Consider the following 25,619-nt stretch of genomic DNA (forward strand, 5'->3'; position numbering starts at 1 on the left):
CAGACGCGGCGGCGCGATGATTGGCCGCTCGATGGCGGTTCAGAGGGAAGCGGTGCCGCCGTCCGCAGTCTTGCGCGATTTGCGCGCTTTGTGCGACAGACGCCCGGCAATGCGTGCGAACGCCAGGCCATGCTGGGCCCAGAATCCTTCGCCATAGCGGCGGCCGTCGAGCTGGTCGCGAATGCCGGTCGGTTCCACCTCGCGATTCCACGAGACGCTGCCGAACAGCATGTCCCACCACGGAAACAGCACGCCGAAGTTGCAGCCGTACTTCAGGCCTTCGTGCCCGTAGCCCACCGCGTGGTGACGACGATGGAACGTGGGACTGACGACGAGACGTTCGCCCAGCCAGCCGAAATACAGCCGGATATTGGCATGCTGGACGCTCTGCGCAAGATTGGTGACGGCCACCAGCACGACGAACTGCGAAGGCGGCACACCGATCACCAGCGCAATCGCCGCGAAAAACGACGCCTGCAACAAGTCGTCGAGCAGATGGTTGCGGTCGTCGCACCACAGCGACATCTGCCGCTGGCTATGGTGCACGGCGTGCAGTTCCCACCACACGCCGATACGATGCTGCCAGCGGTGATACCAGTAGCCGGCGAAATCCAGCACCAGCAGATACATCAGGAACGTAACGATGGGCTGTGTGGTGACGCCGGGCCACAGATTGTCGAAGTCGAGATTCGCGATGTCGTGCAGGCGCAACCATGCCTGGACGTTGTCGAACAGCGGCCGCAGTGCAAAAAAGAACAGCAGGTTCAGGAGGCCGAGCTTGGCGATCCACGTGTAGAGCACGTCGACCCGTACCGACTTGCGGTCTGGCCACTTCTCGGCAGGACGCCACGCTTCGAGCGGCCGCAGCAGCGCGTACATGGCCAGCACCTCGAAGACGCCGACGATCACCCAGTAGAGGCTGTCGTAGGTGTCTTCGTCGTAACCCATCAGGTTGAAACGGAACAGCAGCGGCTGCACGAGGTCGACGTACAGCGTGGTCTGCACGGCCGAAACCAGGCCGTCGAGCAGGGAAACGATCATCTGAAACATACGGCCCGTCCCGCGTCGTGCGCAAACGCGTGCGGCCCGGTGAGATCCGATGGCTGCACGCCCATGATTATGCGCCGTTGGGCGCCGTGACCGGCGCGCGGTCGAAGAAGTAGATGCCGTGCGGCGAGCGGCCCACCGCGATGGTCTCGATCAGCTTGCGCGTGGTCAGGTCGATGATGCCGACATGCTTCGCAAAACGGAACGTGACCCACAGATAGCGCCTGTCGGCCGACAGCTCCATGTCGTCCGGCCCCGGCATGAGGCCGGTGATGTTGCCGACATTGGTGAGCGCGTCTTCGTCGATGATGCTGATGGTGCTGGCCACCCGGTTCGACACGGCGACGTGCTTGCCGTCGGCCAGCGAGCGGAAGTTGTGCGCGCCGTTGCCGGTCTGGATGGTCTTGACGACCTTCTGGTTGCGCCAGTCGACCACCGCGACGTAATCCGAGCCGGTCATGCCGACCAGCAGATATTTGTCGCCCGGCGTCATCCACAGGCCGGCCGGCACCTTGCCGACTTTCATCCGCCACTCGATCTGCTGGGTGGCGAGATCGACGGCCGCCAGTTCGCCCGACACCTGCAGCGTGACGAACACGGTCTTGTTATCGCTCGAGAACGCCATATGGCTCGGCATCACTGCGAGCGGCAGGCGCCTCGCGAGCGTCATGTCATGGCCGTCGTAGTGGTAGATGTCAAGACGGTCGAGCCGCAAGCCCGTTGTCACCACCCACTTTTTATCGGGCGAAAAACCGATCTGATACGGGTCTTCAATATTTTCGACCCAGCGTTGCACCTTGCCGGTTTTCGGGTCGACGTACATCAGGTTGTTGGATACCGAGTTGGCGACGATCAGCGAACTGTTGTCCGGCGTCGCCATCAGGTGATGCGGCTCCTTGCCGGTGGGCACCGTGCCGACCACCTGATGCGTGGCTTCGTCGATCAGGCTCAGCGTGGCTTCGCCCGAATTGAGCACGATCACATTGTTGGCGTGGGCGGCTTCAGAAAACAGGCCGGCGGCGGCGACCAGCGCCGCACCGGCAGCGAACCCGGCGGTCAGGCCCAGGCCGCGTAAAGAAAATTTGCGCATGAAAACTCGCTTCAGAGAACAACGGGCATTGTAGCCCGCCTGTAAGGACGCGCGGTTGACGTAGATCGTGGTGCCGGCGCTAGCAGACAGAAACAGGAATCGGGGCTTGATCGCGGACCATCCCTCCCTGCGATCCGGCAGGCCCTGACTCACCGACCCACGGCCGAATTCGAAAAACAACAAAAACAATCGCGGATGGTTTGCTTTTATAGCGCTCAGGTTAAAACCGGCGCATTCGACGTATTAACCGCATTTTCTTATTCACTCACAGATTCAATAAGAAGTGATGGGATGTTTCTTTATTTTTTCCTATTTTAAAACATGGATTTAATTTTTTAAAAACAAAATCAAGCCTGCTGACACGAATTAAGAGTTAACTCATATCAGGCCGGCGCCACCCGGCCTGAGAATGCCGTCGATCATCGCCCATGCCCTTAATCCCTGTGGAAACCAGAGCGTGTCGCATTCGATCTGGACGCTAAAAAACATCGGCAAGACCTCAACTAACGGAATAACCATGGTCCGCGTGCCAATTTTTGCGCGACCTATCAGGGCGGTGGCACCGTTACCAGATCAGATTGCAATGACGCCATCCACGCGAGTAACACCGCGGAGTTTGTTAGAGAATGAACAGAATTCATAAATCGGTTTGGAATGAGACGACGGGTGCCTGGGTCGCTACGTCGGAAACGGCACGCTCGAAGACGAAGCGCGGGATCTCGCGCAAGCTGGTGGTGGCGCAGGCCGTGCTGGCGGCGACGGTATTGATGGCGAACGGCTTGGCGCAGGCGCAAAACCCGCTCGCGCAGAACTATTTCGATGCGGCCCCGATCAGCGTTGGCGCTGACCGCGGCGCGCTCGCGAACGGCGCGGGCTCCATTGCCGAAGGCGTGGGAGCCGTTGCACAGGACTCCACTTCAATCGCCATTGGCAGCGCATCGTCGGCGGCAGGAACATCGTCGACGGCGATCGGCGCCGGAGCGACCACCAACGGTATCGGCGCGTTTGCGGGCGGCTCGTCCGCGTGGGCAAAAGCCGATTACGCCACCGCTGTGGGCAATCTGGCCACGGTGTATGGCGTCGGCGGCTCGGCTCTCGGCACACTGGCAGAAGCCGACGGAGCCAATTCGACTGCACTCGGCTACAAGGCAAGTGCTTCAAGCGCCAACAGCGTTGCGCTCGGCGCCAACTCGACCACGACCGCCGTGCTGAGCACGACGGCATACACGCCGAACGGCCCCGGCGCCACGGCAATCTCGGGCGCTACCGCGGCAGGCGAAGTATCGATCGGCTCTTCCGGAAACGAACGGCGACTGACGAACGTCGCCGCCGGCTCGGCCCCGACCGACGCGGTCAACGTCAGCCAGTTGAGCGCGGTCGACTCGGAGGTGAGCAACGTCAACGGCCAGGTCACGACCATCAGCGGGCAGGTTAATAACCTTGCTAACCAGGTGACCACGATCGGTGGCCAGGTGAACAGCATCAGCACCGAGGTGAACGACATCGCCCAAAGCGGCACGATGCACTACTTCAAGGCCAGCGGCCCCGCCGACGGCTCGGATGACGCCGTCGCCAGCGGCAGCCAGGCTGTCGCCATGGGCAGCAACGCCAATGCCTCGGCTACTGGGGCGCTCGCCACCGGCGCCTCCTCGTCGGCAACCAGCGCAATGGCAACCGCCGTCGGCACCGCCGCAACCGCTGCGGGCGACGGCTCGACGGCACTCGGCGCCAATTCCGTGGCTGCATCGACCGGCGACACCGCCGTCGGCTTCGGCGCTTCGGCTAGCGGGACGGCGTCCACCGCGATCGGCGTCAATGCCATGGCAACCGGCGCCGGCAGCGCCGCCATCGGTCAAGGCGCCAGCGCCGTTGCCGACAACTCCGTTGCATTGGGTCAGGGCTCCGTGGCCGACCGCGCCAACACCGTCTCCGTCGGCTCGGCCGGCAGCGAGCGGCAGATCACCAATGTCGCCGCCGGCACGCAAGCGACCGACGCCGTCAATTTAAGCCAGCTGAATGCCGCAACCGCCGGCACCGCAAGCGCCGTGCACTACTTCAAGGCCAGCGGCCCCGCCGACGGCTCGGACGACGCCGTCGCCAGTGGCGACCAGGCTGTCGCCATGGGCAGCAACGCCAATGCCTCGGCTACTGGGGCGCTCGCCACCGGCGCCTCCTCGTCGGCAACCAGCGCAATGGCAACCGCCGTCGGCACCGCCGCAACCGCTGCGGGCGACGGCTCGACGGCACTCGGCGCCAATTCCGTGGCTGCGTCGACTGGCGACACCGCCGTCGGCTTCGGCGCTTCGGCGAGCGGCTCTGCCTCCACCGCCATCGGCGTCAATGCCATGGCAACCGGCGCCGGCAGCGCCGCCATCGGTCAAGGCGCCAGCGCCGTTGCCGACAGCTCCGTTGCATTGGGCCAAGGCTCCGTAGCCGACCGCGCCAATACCGTCTCCGTCGGTTCGGCCGGCAGCGAGCGGCAGATCACTAATGTCGCTCCTGGTGTCCAAGGCACCGACGCGGTCAACGTCAACCAGTTGAACGCGGTCGCGAATCAGGCCGCCGCCACGGCCGCTGGCGCCGTCACATATGACAGCAACCCAGACGGCTCGGTCAACAAGAACAGCGTCACGCTGGGCGGCGATCCGGCAGCGGGCGGCACCGTGATCCATAACGTCGCCGACGGCGTAGCCGCCACCGACGCGGTCAATCTCGGCCAGATGGAAGCCGCCATCAGCGGTGCGGTCCAGAACATCGTGCCAGCCGCCGGCAATCCGTTCTTCAGCGCCGATGGCGACACCGCCACCGAAACCGCGCAATCGACAGGCACGCACTCGGTGGCCTCGGGCGCGAACGCCCTGGCAAGCGGCGCGAACGCGGTCGCAGTCGGCGCAAACTCGGTTGCAAGCGGTAGCGGCGCAGCGGCGATCGGCGCAGGCGCGAATGCCAGCGCCGACAACTCGGTGGCGCTGGGCCAAGGCTCGGTAGCGGATCGGGCGAACACGGTATCGGTCGGTGCAGCGGGTAGCGAACGTCAGATCACCAACGTCGCAGCCGGTGTGCAAGGCACGGATGCCGTCAACGTCAACCAGTTGAATTCGACCGTGAGCAATGCCGTTGGCCAGGCCAACAGCTATACCGATGACCAGATCCGCTCGGCACGCCGCGATTCCTACGGCGGCACGGCCTCGGCCTTGGCTGCGGCGGGTCTGCCGCAAGCTGTCCTGCCCGGTCATGGCCTGGTCGCGATCGCGGCCGGCACGTATGCCGGCCAGTCCGCGGTCGCGCTTGGCGTGTCGCAACTGTCGGAGACCGGCAAGTGGGTCTACAAGGTGCAAGGCACCAGTGATTCACGTGGTCAATTCGGCGCATCGATTGGCGCCGGGATGCACTGGTAAGCAACGGAACTTACCGGGACTTAAAGGGGCTCATTAGAGCTCATAGCGGGTAGCAGCGAGTGGATGCAGGTCTGGGCAGACCTGCATCTTTTGCGCGACGCCGATACCTCCAGTCGGCGTCGCGTTTTTTTACGTGCAGCGGGCGCAGCGAATTCTGCGCGGTGCAGCCTCCCCGCGCGGCGCTTAAGGCCAATATCACGCCAGCCTGTTGGGCTTGCGAGCCTCAGACGATTGGCCTGGCGGCTTCAGGTTCCGTCAACCATAATAAGAACAGTCCTAAATGCAGCCGGGCTCAAATTCGAGATAATCTGCTCCCATCGATTAACCCCGTCTATGAACGATTTCCTGCATCGAAGCGAGTCCTTGGATCTCGTACCAATCGCGCAGATTGTTTCGGAATCCGATTCACCCGCCGTCATTTATTCAACATGCGCTTGCAGTCGCACGAAGGCGCGCCAGTCACAATCGCCGCTATGAACACCGAACCCGAACGCACCGAATTTTCTATCGATCATTTCGAATCCGCCGTTCAATCGCGCGACTACGCCGCAGCGCATGAACAATTCGTCGCGTTGCTCAACACACTGGCGAGCAACCGCGGCACACTCGGCGACGAGCGGTTCGCGCGGACTGCACCCGACGATCCACGCAACGCTGCATCGGAGGCGTTCACCACCCGCATCTGCGACACCATCACCACGCTCCTCAGCGATCCGCATTTCAACTTCACGGACCATCAGTTTTCGCAGATTGCCGAGGCACGCTGGTGGCTGAGGAACCTGTTCGGCGCAACACACTACCGCAACACCGATCACATCGTTCGCGCGCTGATCGAGCGCGCGCCGGCCGAACCCACGCTCGTAGACACGCACAATCTGATCACCAAGCAGCTGTTGTTATACACGTCGGAGTCGACTTTCGACATCGATCTGGCCGCGCTTGCCAAGTCCGACCCGGTGTTCGCGATCAGCCTCGGCATGTCGTTGCTGGCGGCGGCCGTCGTCGTTTCGCCGGCCGCGCATGAAAAGCGTGAACGCATGATCGAATGGCTGCCGCGCGCGCTCGATGCGATCGAGGATCTCGACGACCTGCCGAGCCTCGCGGTCTGTGCGGCGTACATGTATTGCAGCTACGCGGAATCGCCGAAGCGGCACGACGTCAAGCGAGGCATCAACGCCCTCGTGCGCAGAAAAATGAAGTCGCTCGGCCTGATGGAACTCGAACCCGATTTCTCGACGTGGCCGAAGCGCGAGAAAGGAAAGAAGCCGCTGATGATAGTTGTGCTGGAATGGTTCACCGGTGGCCATTCGATCTATCGCACGCATTCGCGCACCATGCTCGCGGCCCGCGAGCATTTCGAAGTAGTCGCGTTCGGTGCGGCGGAGCATGTGGATGAAAAAGGCCGGGCCATCTTCGACCGATTCATTCCGTTCGAGCACGACGAGTTCGTCGGCGACTGCATGAAGCAGCTGTTCGATTTCGCCAACGAACATCATCCTGAAGTGTTGTACATGCCGAGTGTCGGCATGTTCACATACACCATCTTCGTCTCGAATCTGCGCTTCGCGCCGCTGCAGATCGCCGGCCTCGGCCACCCCGCAACAATGCATTCCGGCATGATCGATTACGTCAGTGTCGAAGACGATTTCGTCGGCGATCCCGCGTGCTTCAGCGAAAAATTGATGCGTCTGCCGAAAGACGGCCAGCCTTACGTGCCGTCCATGCTGATCAAAAGTGTCACGCCGTCCGTGCCGCCGCGCCGCGAAACCGTGCGGATCGCGGTGACCGCGAGCGCGATGAAGCTCAATCCGCGCTTTCTCGAAGCCTGCCACGAGATCGTGCGCAAGTCGCCCATGCCGGTGACGTTCCACTTCATGACGTCGTGGAGCGACGGCATCGAACTCGCCTATCTGCGACGGATGCTGCACCAGACGCTGCCGGAATCGTGCGCGTATGTTTACGGCTCGCTGGGCTATCCGGTCTATCTGGAAGTCGTCAACATGCTGGACATGTTCGTGAGCCCATTCCCGTTCGGCAACACGAATGGGATTGTCGATTCGTTCACGGTCGGTCTGCCAGGCATCAACCTATGCGGCCGCGAAGTCTTCGAGCATATCGACAGCGGTCTCTTCGCGCGCGCGGGTCTACCGTCGTGGCTGACCGCTCATTCGGTAGACGAATACGTGGAGGCCGCCGTGCGTCTTGCCAACAACCACGATGAGCGCGAAGCGCTGCGCCGCCAACTGATTGACACGCATGCCGTGAAACGCATTTTCGAAGGCCGTCCGGAAGCCTTCGGCGAGCAGGTCCTGAAGCTGGTGAAGCAGGGCAATAAAGCGTAAGTCAGCGCAGCAAAAGCCGCGCAGCGGCATTGCAGATAGCGCGCGCACCCAAAACGCCGCGACCGGCCTGAGATGTAATCCAGGTGCCGGTCGCGGCGTTTTCACATGCCATTTGTCGATGCGCTTACCGCTCGCGCTGCCGAACAACCTCGCCGCTGCCGTCGGCGAGCACTACCGGCCCAGGTTATTGCCCTGACCACGCCCCGCCTTCGGCTTTGCATCCTGATTCAGGAAGACCCGTATAAAAAAGGCCTGCTCGACGGCAGGCCTTCATGGTCAAACAATGCGTTGTTGCTTATTCGGTGAACACGCGGACATCGACGCGGCGGTTCTGCAAGCGGCCTTCGGCCGTCGCATTCGACGCGACCGGATCCGCACTGCCCAAGCCTCGAGCGACGAACTGATCGGCGTGGAGGCCGCCGTCGCGCAGATATTGCACGACTGCTGCAGCACGAGCCTCGGACAGTTTCAGGTTATGAGCTTCCGAACCTGTATTGTCGGTATACCCCATCACCGTCACGCGACGCAGATTGAGACCTTGGTCCACTTTCATAAAGTGATCGAGGTTGCTCTTTGCAATCGGGCTGAGCACGGCGCTATCGGTTGCGAAATTCGCGTTGCCTTGCAGCAGCAATTGACGCTGCGGCGCCGGCTGTTCTACTTGCGGCTGAGGAACCGGCTGCGGAACGGGTTGCGCGACAGGTTCCTGCACAACCGGCTTACCGCACATGAAGGTCATTTCACGCGGATTGTTCTTCGGTGCGGCGTCGCTCACACCGTCGATCGTTTGCAGCCACGTCACCGGCTGAGTCTTACAGGTTTCCTCGGCCACACGCACGCAACTGTTCGAGCTTTCGAAGAGACCCAGACAGCTCACCCGGTAAGTCGGCGCCTGCTGGTTCGGCGAATTAACCGCGTGAAGCGTATAAGTCGGTCCGGACTGCGTGGTACACGCAGCAAGGCCGGTCATAAATGCGCCGAGCAAGGGCGCGCGGAGATATTTAAAGAGAGTTGCTTTCATTTTCACAAATTCCGTCATCGAAGCGGCGCTCTTGCCACGTATGCCATGGACAAGAGCGTGCCTCCGGTTAAAGTCAAGGCATGTCCGGCTGACGGACGGGACTCACGCCCCATCCGTCGCGGCACTTACCCGCGCTCGCACCATTGCCCAGTGCGACTGCGTTGGTGGCGCTCGCCACCGCTGCCGGGCCTGCTGCCAGGCTGTTCGTACCCGTCGCCAACGAATCCGCCAGCGTCGAATTTGCGTGGAAGTACTTGATGCCACCACCGTTGGTGATGTTGTTCACCGTGTTGCTGATGTTGGTGACGTCGCCCGCGATGTTGGTGACGTTGCCCGCAATGTTGTTGACGTTGTTGCTCAGGTTGTTCACGTTGTTGTTGACCGTGTTCACCTTCGCGTCTTCCGACATCAGCTGGCTCACGTTCACTGCATCCGTGGGTGCCGCACCGGCTGCCACGTTCGTGATGCGACGTTCCTTGCCTGCCGAACCTACCGACACTTCACCATTGGCCGTCGAAGCCGTACCCGACAGCGTCGACGTACCCGGGTTGTAACCCGGTGCCGACAGGTTGGCCGTCGTGGTCGAGCCCGAGCCCAGGGCTACCGAGTTCGCTGCCGAGGCCGATGCTGCACCGCCAATCGCCACTGCATCCGTACCCGTCGCCGAGGAGTCCGCCAGCGTCGAGTTCGTGTGGAAGTACTTGATGCCACCACCGTTGGTGATGTTGTTCACCGTATTGTTGATGTTGGTGACATTACCAGCGATGTTGGTGACGTTGCCCGCAATGTTGTTGACATTGTTGCTCAGGTTGTTCACGTTGTTGTTAACCGTGTTCACCTTAGCGTCTTCCGACATCAGCTGGCTCACGTTCACTGCGTCCGTGGGCGCCGCGCCGGCTGCCACGTTCGTGATGCGACGCTCGGCGCCTGCCGAACCCACCGACACTTCACCGTTGGCCGTCGAAGCCGTACCCGACAGCGTGGACGTACCCGGGTTGTAACCCGGTGCCGACAGGTTTGCCGTCGTCGTCGAATACGCGCCCAGCGCCACCGAGTTCACCGCACTTGCCGTGGCATTATGGCCCAGCGCCAATGACGCGGTCGCGCTGGCGGTGGCAGTATTACCGAATGCGTCAGCGCCCGTCGCGCTCGCAACGGAATCACCGCCGATAGCATTGGAATTGTTCCCTGTCGCCTGGGCATTCGCACCGAATGCGTCGGCCGAAGTCCCGCTTGCCACCGTAGCGTTACCTTGCGCTATCGAGTTGGCGCCGCTTGCTGCCGCCGCGTTACCGAGCGCCATCGCACCCGACGCCGACGACGTCGCTGCATAACCAAGCGCCACCGCACTCGTCCCCGCCGACGTCGCTGCATAGCCGATCGCCAACGCACTATTTCCCCCCGACGACGCTGCATAGCCGAGCGCCACCGCATTATCCCCCGACGACATCGCTACATAGCCAATCGCCACGGAGCTCGCCCCCGAAGCCGTTGCGTTCGAGCCAACCGTCGCGGCGCCGCCGCCCGATGCGGACGAATAATCGCCAAGTACGACCGAACTCACGCCAGACGCTTTCGACTGTGAGCCCACCGCCGTAGCCCCGCTCCCTGTAACGCTTGTATTGAAGCCGATCGCAACGCCATTTATGGCACCACTCTGGACGTTGGCCCAGACGCCCAAGGCTGTACTCTGTCCGCCCGCAGCGAGGCTACCCCCGCCAATAGCAGTCGAATAGCTTCCGGACGAGGTCGCGTTACTCCCGATGGCGACGCCCGTCCCGTTATCGTTGGTGTTCGCCGTCACCGCGGCCCCGGTGCCAATGGCTTCCTGAGTCGACTTGACCACAGTCCCGCCATCGAGCGCACCCGCGTTTGCGTCGGCCATCCCGCCCACACCTGCTGCCAACAGCGCAAGCGCCAATACCTTCTTGCTCGTGCTCTTCTTCCCACGGCTCTTCGCCGTTTCCGACGCGGCCACATAAGTGCCGGTTGTTTCATTCCAAACGGTTTTGTAAGTCTTGTTCACGGTTTCATCCTGTAGAACGTTTGATAACAGTCTGATTTGCGGACGATTGGCGTTCGCGCAGCAAGCAGATCAGGGGGTTACCGAAGGATGAAAAAGCGCTCGTATGAACAGGAACTTGCGAACTATCTCACTAACCCTTCGGCCGATAATCCGAATATAGATTTGGCCGAGAGGTGCTTAAATGGGATGATTCTTAAAAGACCACAGACGCATCAAACCTCCCTACAGGCAGGCACCAATACCGGCGGGCGCAGGCACATTTCAGCAACATTTGGCGCCGTTCCGAGGATCACGATTTATTAACAAAAACCTTACAATCAAGGGACAAAACTGAGGTCAATCCGGCTGACGAATCCGCATTTAGGATTATTCCGACTGGACAAAACCACTAACCGGAGCCGATAAAAAATCGGTTGTATTAAACGGAAAAAACAATGGGATTTTTGACAATCTACTCAGGCATTTTTAAGAATAGTCTTATAGAGGAATTCGCGCGTCGCCGGGAAAATCCAGACTATCGCCTGAACCTGGTTTGCTTCAACGCGATGATGGAATAGACGTACCCGCCCCCGAGCGAAACACACGCTCAACCGTCCGTGACGTGTTGTCCGTTTGCATGCAAGAGCGCTCAGCAGATCCGGCGGCCCGGTACCGTGCCTGAATGAACTTTCAACAAGGAATAGTTATGAAACGCGCCACCATTCTGACCACTCTGGCTCTGCTTCTCTCGGCGGTCGTACCCTGTTCATATGCCGCCACGTCAGACGAAGCCGCCCTCGTCGCCCTCGAACAAGCCTGGGCCAGCGCCGCCTCCAGTCACAACACGGCCGTACTGGATAAAGTGCTTGACGACTCCTACGTCGAAGTCTCGCCCAACGGCATACGCCGCAGCAAAGCCGACGTCCTCGCGGCCCCCGGGTTGCCCGCTGGTGCGTCTCAGTCGCTTGATCAGGTCGAGGTCAGCGTGCACGACAATATCGCCGTCGTCACGGGCGTGAATTACTACTCGTCCGGTCCGGGCGCCTTAGCGACCAAGTTCGTCTTCACCGACATTTATGCAAAGCAGCCGGACGGTTGGCGCGCCATTTCATCGCACATGACGCGCAGGCCCATGTGATCACGGCGCATTGCTGAAGTTCAGGCGCATATCGCGTCCGCCGCGCAGGCCCTAACCCGCGCGGCTTCGGCAATTTCGCGACGGTTTCCGGCGTCGATCACGACACGCCGGCCGGCAGCATGAAGGCGAGCGATTAAAGAACCGCCCTTGCGTCAAGCATCCGACTCAAAACCCTCACCGCTGCATCGACTCCCACACCTTGTAGAGCCGCTTCACCGAAACCGGCATCGGCGTGCGCAACTCCTGCGCAAACAGCGAGATCCGCAACTCCTCCAGCAGCCAGCGGAATTCCAGCAGCCGCGCATCCATCACGCCGCCACGTTGCGCCAGCGCGCGCTGGTAGTTCTGCAGCAACGGGTGAAATTCGGCAAACTGGCGCGCGTCGCGGGCCGGGTCGGCCTTCAGCTTGTCGATCCGTAGCGCCATCCCTTTCAGGTAACGCGGGAAGTGCGCCAGTTGCGCATAGGGTGTGTCGATCACGAAGCGTTTGCCGATCAGCGCGTCGAGCTGGTTCTGCATGTCCGCATACGCCGCCGCGAACGGCTTCGCCTGCACCAGCTTCTTGCTGACGCTCGCGTATTCGCCGAGGATCTGTCCCACCAGGCGCGCAATTTCCTGCGCCAGCAGCGTCAGGCGGCTGCGCCCCTCATCGCGGCGCGTATGGAACGATACATCGTCCGCGGGCAAGGGGTCCTGCAGACAGGCACGGTCCAGCGCGGTGTCCACCAACTGATCGCGCAACTCTTCCTGAGTGCCGCGCGGCATGAACTGCATCGCCATCTCGCGCAAGCCCGGCAGATTCTTCTCCAGATACTTGATCGGCTCCTTCAACTGCAGCGCGAACAACCGGCGCAGCCCCGCCCGATGAATGCGCGCGGCTTCGTCGGGCGAATCGAACACCTCGACGTCGCAATGCGTGCCGCGATCCACCAGCGCCGGATAGCCGAACAGCGTCTGCCCACCACGACGAATCTCCAGCAACTCCGGGAGCTTGCCGAAGTTCCATGTTGTCAATTTCTCGTAGAGTGCGGTGCTCGTGGGCGCGTCTGCGGATATCGTCTGCGGCACGGGCGCGCCAGCCCGCCCGCGCGGCGCCGCGCCCGCAGCCTGAGCGCGTGAATTGCCGCCCTGCCCCTGCGCAGTCCCCCGCGCCAGCCCTTCTGCCGGGCCACCCTCATCGCTCGCACCGGCGCCGCTCGCCCCCGCCAGCGCCACACCTGCCGCGCCGGAAGCAATCTTCTGAAAATGCTGCTGCGCCTGGCCGCCCAATTCCGCGCGCAACTGCGCCAGATTGCGGCCCATGGCGAGTTGCCGTCCGTGCTCGTCGACGACCTTGAAGTTCATGAACAGATGCGCGGCCAAGGTCTCGAGTTTGAAGTCGGCCTGCTTCGTCGCCACCTGGGTCTGCTCGCGCACGTCGGCGATCAGCGACTCAAGCAAACCACCCGCGCCAAAGCGCGGCCCGCCGTGGCGATCCACAAATCCCGCGGCGTATTCCGGCAACGGCACGCAATGGCGGCGCAATTTCTGCGGCAAGGACTTGAGCAACAGTTGCGTCTTCTCCTTCAGCATGCCGGGCACGAGCCATTCGCAACGCCGCGCGTCCACCTGGTTCAGCGCGTACAGCGGCACCGCGAGCGTCACGCCGTCGCGCGGCGAACCGGGCTCGAAGTGATAAGTCAGCGCCATTTCGACGCCGGACATCGTCATGCGTTTCGGGAACAGATCCGTGGTGACGCCGGCGGCCTCGTGGCGCATCAGATCGTCGCGCGACAGATACAGCAGACGCAGCTTGTCTTCCGGCTGCCCGCTCTTTTTCACCTCGTCGCGATACCAGCGTTCGAACGACGCGCCCGTATAGATGCCTTTCGGCAGCGCCTGATCGTAGAACGCGTAAATCAGTTCGTCGTCGACCAGCACGTCCTGGCGGCGCGATTTGTGTTCGAGCTGTTCGATATCGGCGAGCAGCTTGCGGTTGTGCGCGAAGAAGGCCAGTTTGGTATCGAACTCGCCTTCCACCAGCGCGCCGCGAATGAACAGCTCGCGGGCCCGCGCCGGGTCCTGCTTGCCGAAGCTCACGCGTCTGCGGTGATAGATCGGCAGACCGTACAGCACTGCCCGCTCGAAGGCCGACACCTGCGCCGCACGCTTTTCCCAATGCGGCTCGGAAAGCGACTTCTTCAGCAGATGCGCGCCGATCTGTTCGATCCACTCCGGCTCGATCTTCGCGATACAGCGCGCGTACAGGCGGCTCGTCTCCACCAGTTCCGCGGCCATCACCCAGCGGCCGGCCTTCTTCACCAGCGCCGAACCCGGCCACAGATAAAACTTGATGGTGCGCGCGCCGAGGTAGTAAGGCTCGTCGTCGGCTTTCAGGCCGATATTGCCGAGCAGGCCCGTGAGCAGCGCGAGGTGAATCTGCTCGAAGGTCGCCTCGGCTTCGTTGATGCGCCAACCGTGCTCGCGCACTACCGTCAGCAATTGCGAATGCACGTCGCGCCATTCGCGCAGACGTAGCTGCGACAAAAAGTTAGCGCGGCACTCGTCCTGCAATTGACGGTTCGATTTCTTGTGCGCGATGGCTTCTTCGAACCAGTTCCAGATTTTCAGCCACTGGAGGAATTCGGAGCGCTCGTCGGCGAACCGGCGATGCGCCTGGTCGGCCTGCTCCTGCGCCTCGATCGGCCGGTCGCGCGGGTCCTGCACGGAAAGCGCGCTGGCGATGATCAGCACCTCGCGCAGCGCCTGCTGATCGCGCGCGGCGAGAATCATGCGGCCGACGCGCGGATCGAGCGGCAGGCGCGCCAGTTCGCGGCCGAGCGGCGTGAGCTCGTTGTCGTCGTCGACGGCGCCGAGTTCGTTCAGCAGTTGATAACCATCGGCGATCGCGCGGCCCGGCGGCGGCTCGATGAACGGGAAGGTTTCGATCGCGGTCAGATGCAGCGACTTCATGCGCAGAATCACGGACGCGAGCGACGAACGCAGAATCTCCGGATCGGTGAAGCGCACCCGCGACTGAAAATCGCTCTCTTCGTAGAGGCGAATGCACACGCCATCCGCGACCCGGCCGCAGCGACCGGCGCGCTGGTTGGCCGCCGCCTGCGAGATCGATTCCACCTGCAACTGCTCGACCTTGTTGCGATACGAATAGCGCTTCACGCGCGCGAGACCCGTATCGACGACATAGCGAATCCCCGGCACCGTCAGCGAGGTTTCCGCCACGTTGGTGGCCAGCACGATGCGCCGCGCGTTCGAGGCACGGAACACGCGCTCCTGCTCCGCCGCCGAGAGGCGCGCAAACAGCGGCAGGATTTCGGTATGCGGCGGATGGTGCTTGCGCAGCGCCTCGGCGGCATCGCGGATTTCACGCTCGCCGGGCAGGAACACCAGCACGTCGCCGGGGCCTTCGCGGCACAGTTCATCCACGGCGTCGATGATGGCGTCCATCAGATCGCGGTCGGTCTCGCGCTGGGTTTTGGGGCGTTCGCGCGATGCCGACGAAGATGACGAGCCTTCCGCCGATTTCACCGCCGGGCTGTCTTCCGCCACCGGCCGGTAACGCACCTCGACCGGATAGAGCCGCCCGCTCACCTCGATTACCGGCGCGGGCTTGTCTTCTGTGCCGAAGTGGCGCGCAAAACGGTCCGCGTCGATGGTCGCCGAAGTCACGATCAGTTTCAGATCGGGACGCTTGGGCAGAACCTCACGCAGATAGCCGAGCAGAAAATCGATGTTCAGGCTGCGCTCGTGCGCTTCGTCGATGATCAGCGTGTCGTAGGCTTTCAGCAGCGGATCGGTCTGCGTCTCGGCGAGCAGAATGCCGTCCGTCATCAGCTTGACGGACGCGCCCGGCGAGAGGTTGTCGGTGAAACGCACCTTGTAGCCGACCACTTCACCGAACGGCGTGCCGAGTTCCTCGGCGATGCGCCGGCCGGTCGCCGAGGCCGCGATCCGCCGCGGCTGGGTGTGGCCAATCAGACCCGGGCCGCCCGCGCCAAGCCCGCGCCCGAGTTCGAGACAGATCTTCGGCAACTGGGTGGTCTTGCCGGAGCCGGTTTCGCCGCAGACGATCACCACCTGATTTTCGGCGATCGCCCGTGCGATTTCCGCGCGGCGGCCGGAAACCGGCAGCGCCTCGGGAAAGGTGATGGGCGGAATCGGATTCGGCTCGACCGTGCGGGCGGGACGTGGTGGGCGTGGCGGCCGCGGCGCGCGTGCTTCGGGCTGATTGCGGCGCGCCTGATCCGGCCCTGGCTGGCCGGCTGGCGGCGGGTTTGCGCCGCCGGCGGCGCGCGCGCGCCGCTCCGCCCCGCCGCGCGACTCGCGCGCTGGGTTTGATCCGGCGCCCTGCGCCGTTTTCTCGTTCGCCGGAGCGGGACTTTTGGGTACATTCGACATGGGGGCGCATTATAATCCCGGGCATGAATTCCCAAACCGACCTCGTCCCCACGCCCGCGAGCGCTCCGGCCACGTCCGGCGCCACGGATTCCGACTCGCAACACGCGCAATTCGTCGACTGGATGCGCTCGGTTGCCCCGTATATCCACGCGTTCCGCAACAAGACGTTCGTCGTCGGGTTCGGCGGCGAGGTGGTGCATCAGGGGCTGCTGAATGCGCTCGTCTCCGACATCGCGCTGTTGCAGGCCATGGGCATCCAGATCGTGCTCGTGCACGGCTCGCGGCCGCAGGTCGAAGAGCAGATGAGCCTGCACGGCGTGGAGTCCGAGTTTTCGCACGGCATGCGCATCACCGACGCGCGCGCGTTGGAGTCCGCGAAAGAAGCGGCCGGCGAAGTGCGTCTGGACATCGAGGCGGCCATCAGCCAGGGCTTGCCGAACACGCCCATGGCGCACGCGCACATCAGCGTGGTGTCCGGCAACTTCGTGACGGCGCGGCCGGTCGGCATTCTGGACGGGGTCGACTTCGCCCATACCGGCGTGGTGCGCAAGATCGACGCGGATTCGATCCGCCATTCGCTCGCGAGCCGCAAGCTCGTGCTGCTGTCGCCGCTCGGCTTCTCGCCCACCGGCGAAGCGTTCAATCTGGCCATGGAAGACGTCGCCTCGGCGGCGGCTATCGCGCTGCGCGCCGACAAGATCGTGTTCCTCACCGAAACGCCGGGCCTGATGGAAAACGGCGAAGACGGTCCCGAGCTGATGCGCGAACTGTCGCTCGACGACGCCTACAAGCTGCATGAAAGCGGCGAAGTCACCGGCGACGCCGGTTTCTATCTGAAGCACTCGATTCGTGCCTGCCGCGGCGGCGTGGCGCGGGCGCACATCATCCCCTACGCGCTCGACGGCAGCCTGCTGCTCGAACTGTTCCTGCACGACGGCGTAGGCACGATGATCTCTTACGAGAACCTCGAAAGCCTGCGCGAAGCGACGCCGGACGACGTCGGCGGCATTCTGGCGCTGATCGAGCCGCTGGAATCCGACGGCACGCTAGTCCGGCGCGGCCGCCACCAGATCGAACGCGACATCGACCATTTCTCGGTGATCGAGCACGATGGCGTGCTGTTCGGCTGCGCGGCGCTGTATCCGTACACCCAGGAACGCATCGGCGAAATGGCGTGCCTGACGGTCGCGCCGGAAGCGCAAGGCACCGGCGACGGCGAGCGGCTTCTGAAGCGCATCGAGCAGCGCGCCCGCGCCCGCGGCCTCACGCGCATTTTCGTGCTGACGACGCGCACCGAACACTGGTTCCTCAAACGCGGCTTTGTGAAGGCAACGGTCGACGACCTGCCGGAAGATCGCCGCCGCCTCTATAACTGGCAGCGCAAGTCGCTCGTGCTGATGAAACAGCTCTGAGCGGCCCCATATAAAGCGACTGCCCAATAACGTAACAGCGCGCAATAGCGCCCCCACCGATTAAAGGAGAAGCACAGCATGGCTCGTATGGTTCAATGCGCGAAGCTCGGCAAGGAAGCCGAAGGCCTCGATTTTCCGCCGCTGCCGGGCGAACTCGGCAAGCGGATCTACGAAAGCATTTCGAAGGAAGCCTGGCAGGCATGGCTCAAGCAGCAGACCATGCTGATCAACGAAAACCGCCTGAACATGGCCGATCCGCGCGCACGCCAATATCTGATGAAGCAGACTGAGAAGTTCTTCTTCGGCGAAGGCGCGGACCAGGCAACGGGCTACGTGCCGCCGTCGCAAGGTTGAGGCGACGCCGTGAAGCGATAACGACGTAGCGGCCACGAGGGCCGATACGGCGGATACCGCAACATGCCGACGGCTGCCGTCGGACACCCGCGTCGACGGCGCATCTGCCGAAGAATCCGCGCCGTGTGCGCGGATTTTTTTCGCTCATTCCACGTGATTCAGACTGCTTGGGCAAGCACCTGCCGCCCCATTCCCAGCCCGCTTTTAAACCTTCGTTTCAAATTCTCACATTCTCCCCAATCCCCCGCCCCGCAAGGGATTCCAGCGCCCCGACGGGCCTCCCGCGGGCTGCCCGGTTTGCACGATCCTCTGTCATCGTGCTACTATGTGCCTCGTTCCAACAGCAATCCACCATCATTCGCGTTCAATCCACCGTGCGTAGCCATGCGCGGCGCACACCGGGTTGAGCAGTTTTTATACAAGAAGGCTTGTCGGTCACGTCGCGAGATTGTCGCGCTCATCACCGGCCTTTTTCGTGCCAAGCCTTTCAGTGGCGCACCGGCGGTTTCGAACCGTTGCCGCGTCCTCATGCATCTGCCCCCCTTCCACGGCCACGCAGGTGCAAACAATCAGCAGTACCTAGACCAGTGCAATTCCGCGACATGCGCGTTGAGCATGCGGGCACGGCGTTTCCTGTCTGCTTCGCCCTGCCCGGCCGTCACGGCCTTGCCACCCGCTCGCGCCCGTTTCGCGAAACTGCACTTTCCCCAGCACCCGTGGCGGAACGTTCATGCGCGTTTTCATGAGTTTCGTCGCAGTCATTGGAGTTTTCACCTTGACCGCTTCCAGCAACGGCTTCTGGCGACATAAAGAACAAGAACAACGCCTCACCCTCGACGACATCACGGTTGTCGACAAATCCCTCCTCAAACGCGCGGTCGGCGCGATGGCGCTCGGCAACGCGATGGAATGGTTCGACTTCGGCGTGTACAGCTACATCGCCGTCACGCTCGGCAAGGTGTTTTTCCCGTCGAGCAATCCGTCCGCGCAATTGATCGCCACCTTCGGCACCTTCGCCGCGGCCTTCCTCGTGCGGCCGATCGGCGGCATGGTGTTCGGGCCGCTGGGCGACCGCATCGGCCGGCAGCGCGTGCTCGCCATGACGATGATCATGATGGCGGCCGGCACCTTCGCCATTGGCCTGATTCCGAGCTACGGCTCGATCGGCATTCTGGCGCCGGTATTGCTGCTGGTCGCGCGTCTGGTGCAGGGCTTTTCCACTGGCGGCGAATACGGCGGCGCGGCGACCTTCATCGCCGAATTCTCCACCGACAAGCGGCGCGGCTTCATGGGCAGCTTCCTCGAGTTCGGCACGCTGATCGGCTACGTGCTCGGCGCCGGCACCGTCGCGGTGCTAACGGCCACGCTGTCGCACGACGCGCTGCTGTCGTGGGGCTGGCGTGTGCCGTTTCTGATCGCCGGGCCGCTGGGTCTGGTGGGCCTGTACATCCGGATGAAGCTCGAAGAAACGCCCGCGTTCAAAAAGCAGGCCGAAGCGCGCGAAGCGCAAGACAAGGCATTGCCGAAGCACGCGCTGCGCGAGCTGCTCGTAAAGCAATGGAAGCCGCTGCTGCTGTGCGTCGGCCTCGTGCTGATCTTCAATGTGACCGACTACATGGCGCTGTCGTATCTGCCGAGCTATCTGTCGTCGACGCTGCATTTCGACGAGACTCACGGCCTCTTCCTGGTGCTGCTCGTGATGGTGCTGATGATGCCGATGACGCTCGCCGCCGGCCGCCTGTCCGACACGATCGGCCGCAAGCCGGTGATGCTGGCCGGCTGCGTCGGCCTGTTCGCGCTGTCGATTCCAGCCCTGTTGCTGATCCGCACGGGCGCGATGCTGCCGGTGTTCAGCGGCCTGCTGATTCTCGGCGTGCTGCTGTCGTGCTTCACCGGCGTGATGCCCTCGGCGCTGCCGGCGCTGTTCCCCACACGCATCCGTTATGGCGCGCTGGCGATCGGCTTCAATATTTCGGTGTCGCTATTCGGCGGCACGACGCCGCTCGCCGCCGCGTGGCTGGTCGACCGTACCGGCAATCTGATGATGCCCGCGTACTATCTGATGGCCGCATCGCTGATCGGGATCGTCTCGGTGCTGGCCTTGCGCGAAACCGCGCGCAAGCCGCTGCTCGGCTCGGGGCCGTGCGTCGCCACGCGGGCTGAAGCACACGCCGTGCTGCGCGGCGAACGCGAAGCCGAGGAAATGGACGAACGTTACGCGGCCGGAGCAACGGCGCGGGCGTAAGCAGGCTTTCGGACTGGCGGCCTGCGAGGCGGCATGACGCGCCGCCTGCCAGGCTGCACGAGGCATAAATAACAAGGGCATCCGCAGCGGGCCGCACACATGAAGAACATCTTCATCTGTGCGGCCCGTTTTCTATTCCAGCAAGGAATGCCACGTGGCCGTCGCGCGCGCGCCCTCCACGCTCAGCAGACCCGCCGACACCGGCAGCCTGAAGCGTCGCGGACCGGCACTGCCCGGATTGACGAACAGCACGCCGTCGCGCTCGTCGATCAGCGGCTTGTGCGAATGTCCGGTGACGACGACGTGTATCCCCTGGCCATGCAGGTCGTCGTAGACCTCGGCAATGTCGTGCACCACCAGAATCCTCACCTGCTGCACCGTCAACACCGCGTGCGTGGGCAATGCGCGCGCCCACGCGCCCGTGTCGTTATTGCCGCGCACGGCGGTCACCGGCGCGATCTGCGTCAGCGCATCCAGCACGGCCTGCTCGCAGATATCGCCCGCATGAATGATGGCGTCGCAGCCCTGGAGATGTTGCAGCGCCTCCGGCCGCACCAGATTGTGGGTATCGGAAATCAGGCCGATGCGGGTGACGCCAGAGTGGACGGTCATGGCTTCGATCACTTCAGCGGCGCCAGACGGTCCAGCAGCGTGGGCACCAGCTCGCTGATGGTCGGATGGATATGCATGGCGTACTGCAGTGTCGGATACGGCGCGCCGGCCGTCATGATGTCGATGAAGGTATGAATCGCCTCGTCGCCCTCGATGCCGAGAATCGCCGCGCCGAGGATCTGTTTGGTCTGCGCGTCGGCCAGCACCTTCATGAAGCCGTCGGTTTCGCCGCGCTCGCGCGCGCGGCCGACCCGCGACATCGGCATGGTCGCGATCAGCGCGGCGCGGCCGGAGGCGCGTACCTCGGCCTCCGATAGACCGACCCGCGCCAGCGGCGGATCGACGAACACGGCATACGCCATGATGCGCGTGTCGGCGCTGCGCTGGCCGCCGTCGAAGAGATTCGCCGCGACGATCTGGTAGTCGTCGTAGGACGTATGTGTGAAGGCGCCGCGGCCGTTGACGTCGCCGATCGCCCAGATGCCCGGCACGCGGGTACGCAGCTCGCCGTCGACCGGAATCATGCCGTGCCCGTTCACCGCGAGGCCGGCGTGATCGAGGCCGAGGTCGTCGGTATTCGGTTTGCGGCCGGTGGCGAACAGCAGATGCGACGCATCGACGGCCGGCTCATCACCGCCGAAAGCAATCCGCACGCGCTCGCCGTCGAGCGGCTCGACATGCTGCGGCTGCGCGCCAAAGCGAAACTCGATGCCTTCGCGCGCCAGCACCTTTTGCACCGCCAGCGCGAAGTCAGCGTCCTCGCGGGCGAGCACGCGCTCACCACGCACGATCACCGTCACGCGGCTGCCGAAACGGCGAAAGATCTGCGCGAATTCGAGCGCGATATAGCTGCCGCCGACAATTGCCAGATGCTCCGGCAAGTCGGTCAGTTCAAGCAAGGTGGAATTGGTGTAGTAACGAATCCGTTCGAGGCCGTCGAGCGGCGGCACCACGGCACGTGTGCCGGTATTGATGAAAATTTCGCTGGCTTCGAGCTCATCGACGATCTGGCCATCCGGCCCGCTGATGCTCAGCGCATGCGCTCCGGTAAACCGCGCATGCCCCTGAAAAACCGTCAGATTCTCCGTGCCGCGCAGCCACTTTTCGACACCGCTGCGCGACTCGCCGATGATGCGGTCCTTGCGCGCCTTCACCTGCGCCAGGTCGACGCTCACCTCGCCCGCCACCTGCACGCCGTAAGCGGCCGCGTGACGCGCGACGTGCGCGACACGGGCGCTCGCGACGTAGCTTTTGGTGGGCGTGCAACCGACGTTCACACAGGTGCCGCCGAATGCACCGCGTTCGATCACGGCCGTCTTGCGGCCGCTCGTGGCAAGACGCGCGGCGAGTGGCGATCCGCCTTGTCCGGTACCGATCACGACTGCATCGAAGTGCTGTGGCATGACTTGTCTCCTGCGGGCTGGTGGCAACGTGGTGCCATCTTACGCCAGGGCTCGCGCAGGGATGCCGGTGATGTCTGAGGGGTGCTGATGGACCCGGGGGGTCGCGCTTCGGTCTGTATTACGTCCGATGAATCTGCTGCATTTCAACGATCCGTTGGGTTCCGGCCGCAGCAGCCGTGGCAACCTGGCTCAGACGTGGCAATGCCCGGCGCAGATCAACTCGCGCGAACGTTGCAAGGCCCGCTGGGCGCCTTTGGTCGCCACCATGAAACCCACCTGGCTCAGGTTGAAGTCCTGCGCCACCATCATTTGCATTAAGGCCACCATCGGCAGGACTACCGATGGATGGTAAAGCTGTCTTTCGATCAAGGCTCGCATTTCCGCTCCAACGCATCACGCCGCTTCGGCGAGACGCTACTTTCGTTTCGATGGTGGCATTCTAGGCATCCGTGCAGCGCGGATAAATAGCCCGAAAGCGAAGGGACTTGTCAAAGAAAGCGAACAATCCGCCGCGGCCCGCCGGACGGGGCGTAGCGCGGGAAGCGAGGTCCCGGGAGGGACACAAAGGCAGCGTGCCGGGAGAGCGGGCGCGCTTCGCAGACGCGTGAAATCGGCAAACGCGTGAAATCAATCGACGCGATAGCGTGGTTGCATCGAATCCAGATTCGGGCTCAAGTTCAAGCTCAGGCTCAAGCGCCCGCGCCATCCGCGAGCCGGCCCGGCGCCAGCAGATTGCGCGCATAGGCGCCGGCCGCCACCGGACGGCTGAACAGGTAGCCCTGCTGCTTGTCGCATTCGATCGAGCGCAGGAACGAGGCCTGTTCCGCGGTCTCCACTCCTTCGGCCGTAACGTTCATGCCGAGCGAATGCGCCATCGCCACCACGGCCTGAGTGATCGCAATGGAATCGCGATGGTCCGGCAAACCGGCGACGAACGAGCGGTCGATCTTCAGGTTATGCAACGGAAAACGCTTCAGATACGATAGCGACGAATAGCCGGTGCCGAAGTCGTCGACGGAAATTCGCACGCCCATGTTGCTCAGCGCGCTCAGAATCGGCAGCACGGTGTCGCTGTCGCTCATCAGCAGGCGCTCGGTGATCTCCAGTTCGAGCGCGTCGGGTCCGAGCCCGCAACGCGCGAGACACTGCTCGATCAACTCGACGAGCCCCTCGCTCACCTGGCGCGGCGAGAGATTCACCGCAATCACCAGATCCGGCGCGAGGGTGCGGCGCCATTCGGCCAGTTGCTCGCAGGCGCGCTCCAGCACCCAGGTGCCGATGGCGACGATCAGGCCCGTATCTTCCGCGACCGGAATGAACTCCACCGGCGACACGTCGCCCAGTTCGCTGCTGTACCAGCGCAAGAGCGCCTCCGCACCGACCGTGCGGCCGCGCCGGCTATCGACGATCGGCTGGTACACCAGACTCAGTTCGCCCGCCGTCAGCGCGCGGCGCAGCAACTGCTCGATGGCGAAGCGCCGTTGCAGGTGCTGGTTCAGTTCCGGCGTGAAAAACTGGAAGTTGTTGCGGCCGCGCTGCTTGGCCGAATACATCGCCGAATCGGCATTGCGCATCAAGGTCGGCACATCCTGGCCGTCCTCGGGAAACAGGCTGATGCCGATCGACGCCCCCAGGTAATACTCGTTGCCGGCCACCGCGAACGGCACGCCGACGGTTTCGAGAATCTGCCGCGCCAGCGCAATCAGGTCGCCCGTGTCGTCGTAGCCGCTCACGACGATCACGAATTCGTCGCCGCCCACCCGCGCGAGCGTGTCCTCCATCTGCACGCACGACGCGAGCCGGCGCGCCACGCTACAGAGCAGCGCGTCGCCCGCCTCGTGGCCGGCGGTATCGTTGACCTTCTTGAAGCCGTCCAGATCGACGAACAGCACGGCGACGCGCATCAGTTCGTCGTCAAGACCCGAGGGCTCGAACAGACCGCGCATCCGTTCAGTCAGATAAGCGCGGTTATAGAGGCCGGTGAGCGAATCGCGGGTGGCGAGATATTTGAGTTGCTGCTGGGCCTGGCGCACCGGGCCGATATCGGCGAACGAGACCAGCACCGAACCGGGCTCGCGCTCGCCGGGTTTGTGAATCGGCACTGCGTTGACGGTGATCCAGATGATCTCGCCATCCGTCAGCTCGACGCCGATGGTCACGCCAAGCAGCGGCTTGCCGCTGGCGATCGCGCGCACGGTGGGGCGCTCGGCTGGGGCGATCGGCGTGCCGTCTTCATGAAACGAACGCACGATCGCCGTCATGATGTCCTGGCCGATCAGATCCTCACGCGCATGCAGCATGCGCAGCGCGCTCGGATTGCACGCCAGCACCACGCCGTCGCGCGACTGCACGACGATGCCTTCGTTCAGATGATCGACGACCAGACGGTGGTGTTCCTCGCTCTGGGCGAGGCGTTGCGCAATGGCGTCCTGATGCACCGCGAGACCGACGCTGCGGCCGATGTTGCGCAGCATCGCCTCTTCGTCGAGACCGGGGCGGCGGCACGTGCGATGGTAGACCGCGAACGCGCCGAGCACTCGGCCCTCGTCGTTCTCGAACGGCACCGACCAGCACGCGCGCAGGCCGATCGGCAAGGCGAGCTGACGATAGTCCACCCACAGCGGATCGGTTTCGATGTCTTCGACCACCACCATGCGCCGCAGGTACATGGCCGTGCCGCACGAGCCGACTCGCGGCCCGATGACGGCGCCGTCGAGCGCGTCCGTGTACGACTTCGGCAACGACGGCGCACCGCCCGCGCGCACATGAATGCCATCGGGATCGAGCAGCAGGATCGAGCAACTCGCGCCTTCGCCGAGCAGGGCCTCGGCATAGCGGCACACCTCGTCGAGCAACTCCGGCAGCGGTGTATTGCGCGTGATCAGCCGCAGTACGCTGCGCTCGGAGGCCAGCAATTGCTCGGCCAGCCCCGACGGATAGCGGGCGCTATCAGACGCTGTTCCAACCGGGTCATCTGGTGTCACCTGGCAAGTCATAGCTGAGCCCCCCATCCCGACATCGGCAGGTTTGCACCCGCAGCGCACTGGGGTTTACGCCTGGACGCAGTAATTGATGCATCAGGCATGACATTACCCCAAGCCGGCAGCCTGGTTGTGCGTGCAAATCCGGATTTAGTTGCTCTCGGTTTCCCTCG

The 25,619-nt window shown here is 63.3% G+C and carries 15 protein-coding genes; 6 read left to right on the plus strand and 9 right to left on the minus strand.

The genetic code is table 11. The features are described 5' to 3' along the window. Positions 1-39 precede the first annotated feature (39 nt). Together FQ755_RS19395 and FQ755_RS19400 are read right to left on the minus strand one after the other, a co-directional pair. Entirely contained in the window at positions 40-1,050 is a 1,011-nt protein-coding gene (locus FQ755_RS19395) for a sterol desaturase family protein (protein ID WP_144156425.1), read from the minus strand. Between the two features lie 67 nt (positions 1,051-1,117). Beyond that, positions 1,118-2,137, minus strand: a complete 1,020-nt coding sequence (locus FQ755_RS19400; protein ID WP_144156426.1) for a beta-propeller fold lactonase family protein — start codon at positions 2,135-2,137, stop codon at positions 1,118-1,120. A gap of 626 nt (positions 2,138-2,763) precedes the next feature. Between FQ755_RS19400 and FQ755_RS19405 the strand changes: the two genes are divergently transcribed. Beyond that, positions 2,764-5,535: a YadA-like family protein gene (locus tag FQ755_RS19405; RefSeq protein WP_144156427.1), complete on the plus strand. Its 2,772-nt coding sequence runs from the start codon at positions 2,764-2,766 to the stop codon at positions 5,533-5,535. A gap of 473 nt (positions 5,536-6,008) precedes the next feature. Continuing rightward, a complete protein-coding gene (locus FQ755_RS19410; RefSeq protein ID WP_144156428.1) occupies positions 6,009-7,877 on the plus strand; it encodes an adhesin in 1,869 nt (622 codons plus the stop codon). A 295-nt stretch (positions 7,878-8,172) separates the two neighbouring features. Here the strand turns inward: FQ755_RS19410 and FQ755_RS19415 are convergent, their stop codons facing one another. Both FQ755_RS19415 and FQ755_RS19420 read right to left on the minus strand, forming a co-directional pair. Continuing rightward, complete coding sequence (locus tag FQ755_RS19415) at positions 8,173-8,898, minus strand: OmpA family protein (protein ID WP_144156429.1); 726 nt, start codon at positions 8,896-8,898, stop codon at positions 8,173-8,175. A 73-nt stretch (positions 8,899-8,971) separates the two neighbouring features. After that, a complete protein-coding gene (locus FQ755_RS19420) occupies positions 8,972-10,924 on the minus strand; it encodes a YadA family autotransporter adhesin (RefSeq protein ID WP_144156430.1) in 1,953 nt (650 codons plus the stop codon). Between the two features lie 685 nt (positions 10,925-11,609). Between FQ755_RS19420 and FQ755_RS19425 the strand changes: the two genes are divergently transcribed. Beyond that, entirely contained in the window at positions 11,610-12,041 is a 432-nt protein-coding gene (locus FQ755_RS19425) for a nuclear transport factor 2 family protein (RefSeq protein ID WP_186308593.1), read from the plus strand. Positions 12,042-12,215: 174 nt separating this feature from the next. On the opposite strand, the gene hrpA is transcribed toward FQ755_RS19425, so the two are convergent. Beyond that, complete coding sequence (hrpA, locus tag FQ755_RS19430; RefSeq protein WP_144156432.1) at positions 12,216-16,439, minus strand: ATP-dependent RNA helicase HrpA; 4,224 nt, start codon at positions 16,437-16,439, stop codon at positions 12,216-12,218. A gap of 23 nt (positions 16,440-16,462) precedes the next feature. On the opposite strand from hrpA, the gene argA reads away from it, so the two are divergent. The 3 genes from argA (at position 16,463) to proP (ending at position 20,450) form a co-directional block, all read left to right on the plus strand. Continuing rightward, positions 16,463-17,851: an amino-acid N-acetyltransferase gene (argA, locus tag FQ755_RS19435; RefSeq protein WP_144156433.1), complete on the plus strand. Its 1,389-nt coding sequence runs from the start codon at positions 16,463-16,465 to the stop codon at positions 17,849-17,851. Positions 17,852-17,929: 78 nt separating this feature from the next. Next, positions 17,930-18,205 (plus strand): oxidative damage protection protein, encoded by a 276-nt coding sequence (locus FQ755_RS19440; RefSeq protein ID WP_144156434.1) that lies wholly within the window; start codon positions 17,930-17,932, stop codon positions 18,203-18,205. A 742-nt stretch (positions 18,206-18,947) separates the two neighbouring features. Further along, positions 18,948-20,450: a glycine betaine/L-proline transporter ProP gene (proP, locus tag FQ755_RS19445; RefSeq protein ID WP_260858708.1), complete on the plus strand. Its 1,503-nt coding sequence runs from the start codon at positions 18,948-18,950 to the stop codon at positions 20,448-20,450. A gap of 132 nt (positions 20,451-20,582) precedes the next feature. Here proP and FQ755_RS19450 read toward each other — a convergent pair whose 3' ends face one another. The 4 genes from FQ755_RS19450 to FQ755_RS19465 all read right to left on the minus strand — a co-directional run bounded on the left by FQ755_RS19450 (position 20,583) and on the right by FQ755_RS19465 (position 25,461). Then, the gene (locus FQ755_RS19450; protein WP_144156435.1) at positions 20,583-21,062 is read right to left on the minus strand and encodes a metallophosphoesterase family protein; all 480 of its coding nucleotides are present in this window, start codon (positions 21,060-21,062) and stop codon (positions 20,583-20,585) included. 8 nt (positions 21,063-21,070) lie between these two features. Next, the gene (locus tag FQ755_RS19455) at positions 21,071-22,465 is read right to left on the minus strand and encodes an FAD-containing oxidoreductase (RefSeq protein WP_144156436.1); all 1,395 of its coding nucleotides are present in this window, start codon (positions 22,463-22,465) and stop codon (positions 21,071-21,073) included. Positions 22,466-22,654: 189 nt separating this feature from the next. Further along, a complete protein-coding gene (locus tag FQ755_RS19460) occupies positions 22,655-22,843 on the minus strand; it encodes a hypothetical protein (RefSeq protein ID WP_144156437.1) in 189 nt (62 codons plus the stop codon). Positions 22,844-23,154: 311 nt separating this feature from the next. Continuing rightward, a complete protein-coding gene (locus FQ755_RS19465) occupies positions 23,155-25,461 on the minus strand; it encodes a putative bifunctional diguanylate cyclase/phosphodiesterase (RefSeq protein ID WP_144156438.1) in 2,307 nt (768 codons plus the stop codon). Positions 25,462-25,619 lie beyond the last annotated feature (158 nt).

This window comes from Paraburkholderia sp. BCC1885 (assembly GCF_900996235.1).
GTDB lineage: Bacteria > Pseudomonadota > Gammaproteobacteria > Burkholderiales > Burkholderiaceae > Paraburkholderia.

Bases quoted from the DNA above. Each gene is read 5' to 3' on its own strand.
- FQ755_RS19395 (WP_144156425.1), bottom strand. From the start codon at position 1,050: ATGTTTCAGATGATCGTTTCCCTGCTCGACGGCCTGGTTTCGGCCGTG.
- FQ755_RS19400 (WP_144156426.1), bottom strand. From the start codon at position 2,137: ATGCGCAAATTTTCTTTACGCGGCCTGGGCCTGACCGCCGGGTTCGCT.
- FQ755_RS19405 (WP_144156427.1), top strand. From the start codon at position 2,764: ATGAACAGAATTCATAAATCGGTTTGGAATGAGACGACGGGTGCCTGG.
- FQ755_RS19410 (WP_144156428.1), top strand. From the start codon at position 6,009: ATGAACACCGAACCCGAACGCACCGAATTTTCTATCGATCATTTCGAA.
- FQ755_RS19415 (WP_144156429.1), bottom strand. From the start codon at position 8,898: ATGAAAGCAACTCTCTTTAAATATCTCCGCGCGCCCTTGCTCGGCGCA.
- FQ755_RS19425 (WP_186308593.1), top strand. From the start codon at position 11,610: ATGAAACGCGCCACCATTCTGACCACTCTGGCTCTGCTTCTCTCGGCG.
- hrpA (WP_144156432.1), bottom strand. From the start codon at position 16,439: ATGTCGAATGTACCCAAAAGTCCCGCTCCGGCGAACGAGAAAACGGCG.
- argA (WP_144156433.1), top strand. From the start codon at position 16,463: ATGAATTCCCAAACCGACCTCGTCCCCACGCCCGCGAGCGCTCCGGCC.
- FQ755_RS19440 (WP_144156434.1), top strand. From the start codon at position 17,930: ATGGCTCGTATGGTTCAATGCGCGAAGCTCGGCAAGGAAGCCGAAGGC.
- proP (WP_260858708.1), top strand. From the start codon at position 18,948: ATGAGTTTCGTCGCAGTCATTGGAGTTTTCACCTTGACCGCTTCCAGC.
- FQ755_RS19450 (WP_144156435.1), bottom strand. From the start codon at position 21,062: ATGACCGTCCACTCTGGCGTCACCCGCATCGGCCTGATTTCCGATACC.
- FQ755_RS19455 (WP_144156436.1), bottom strand. From the start codon at position 22,465: ATGCCACAGCACTTCGATGCAGTCGTGATCGGTACCGGACAAGGCGGA.
- FQ755_RS19460 (WP_144156437.1), bottom strand. From the start codon at position 22,843: ATGCGAGCCTTGATCGAAAGACAGCTTTACCATCCATCGGTAGTCCTG.
- FQ755_RS19465 (WP_144156438.1), bottom strand. From the start codon at position 25,461: ATGACTTGCCAGGTGACACCAGATGACCCGGTTGGAACAGCGTCTGAT.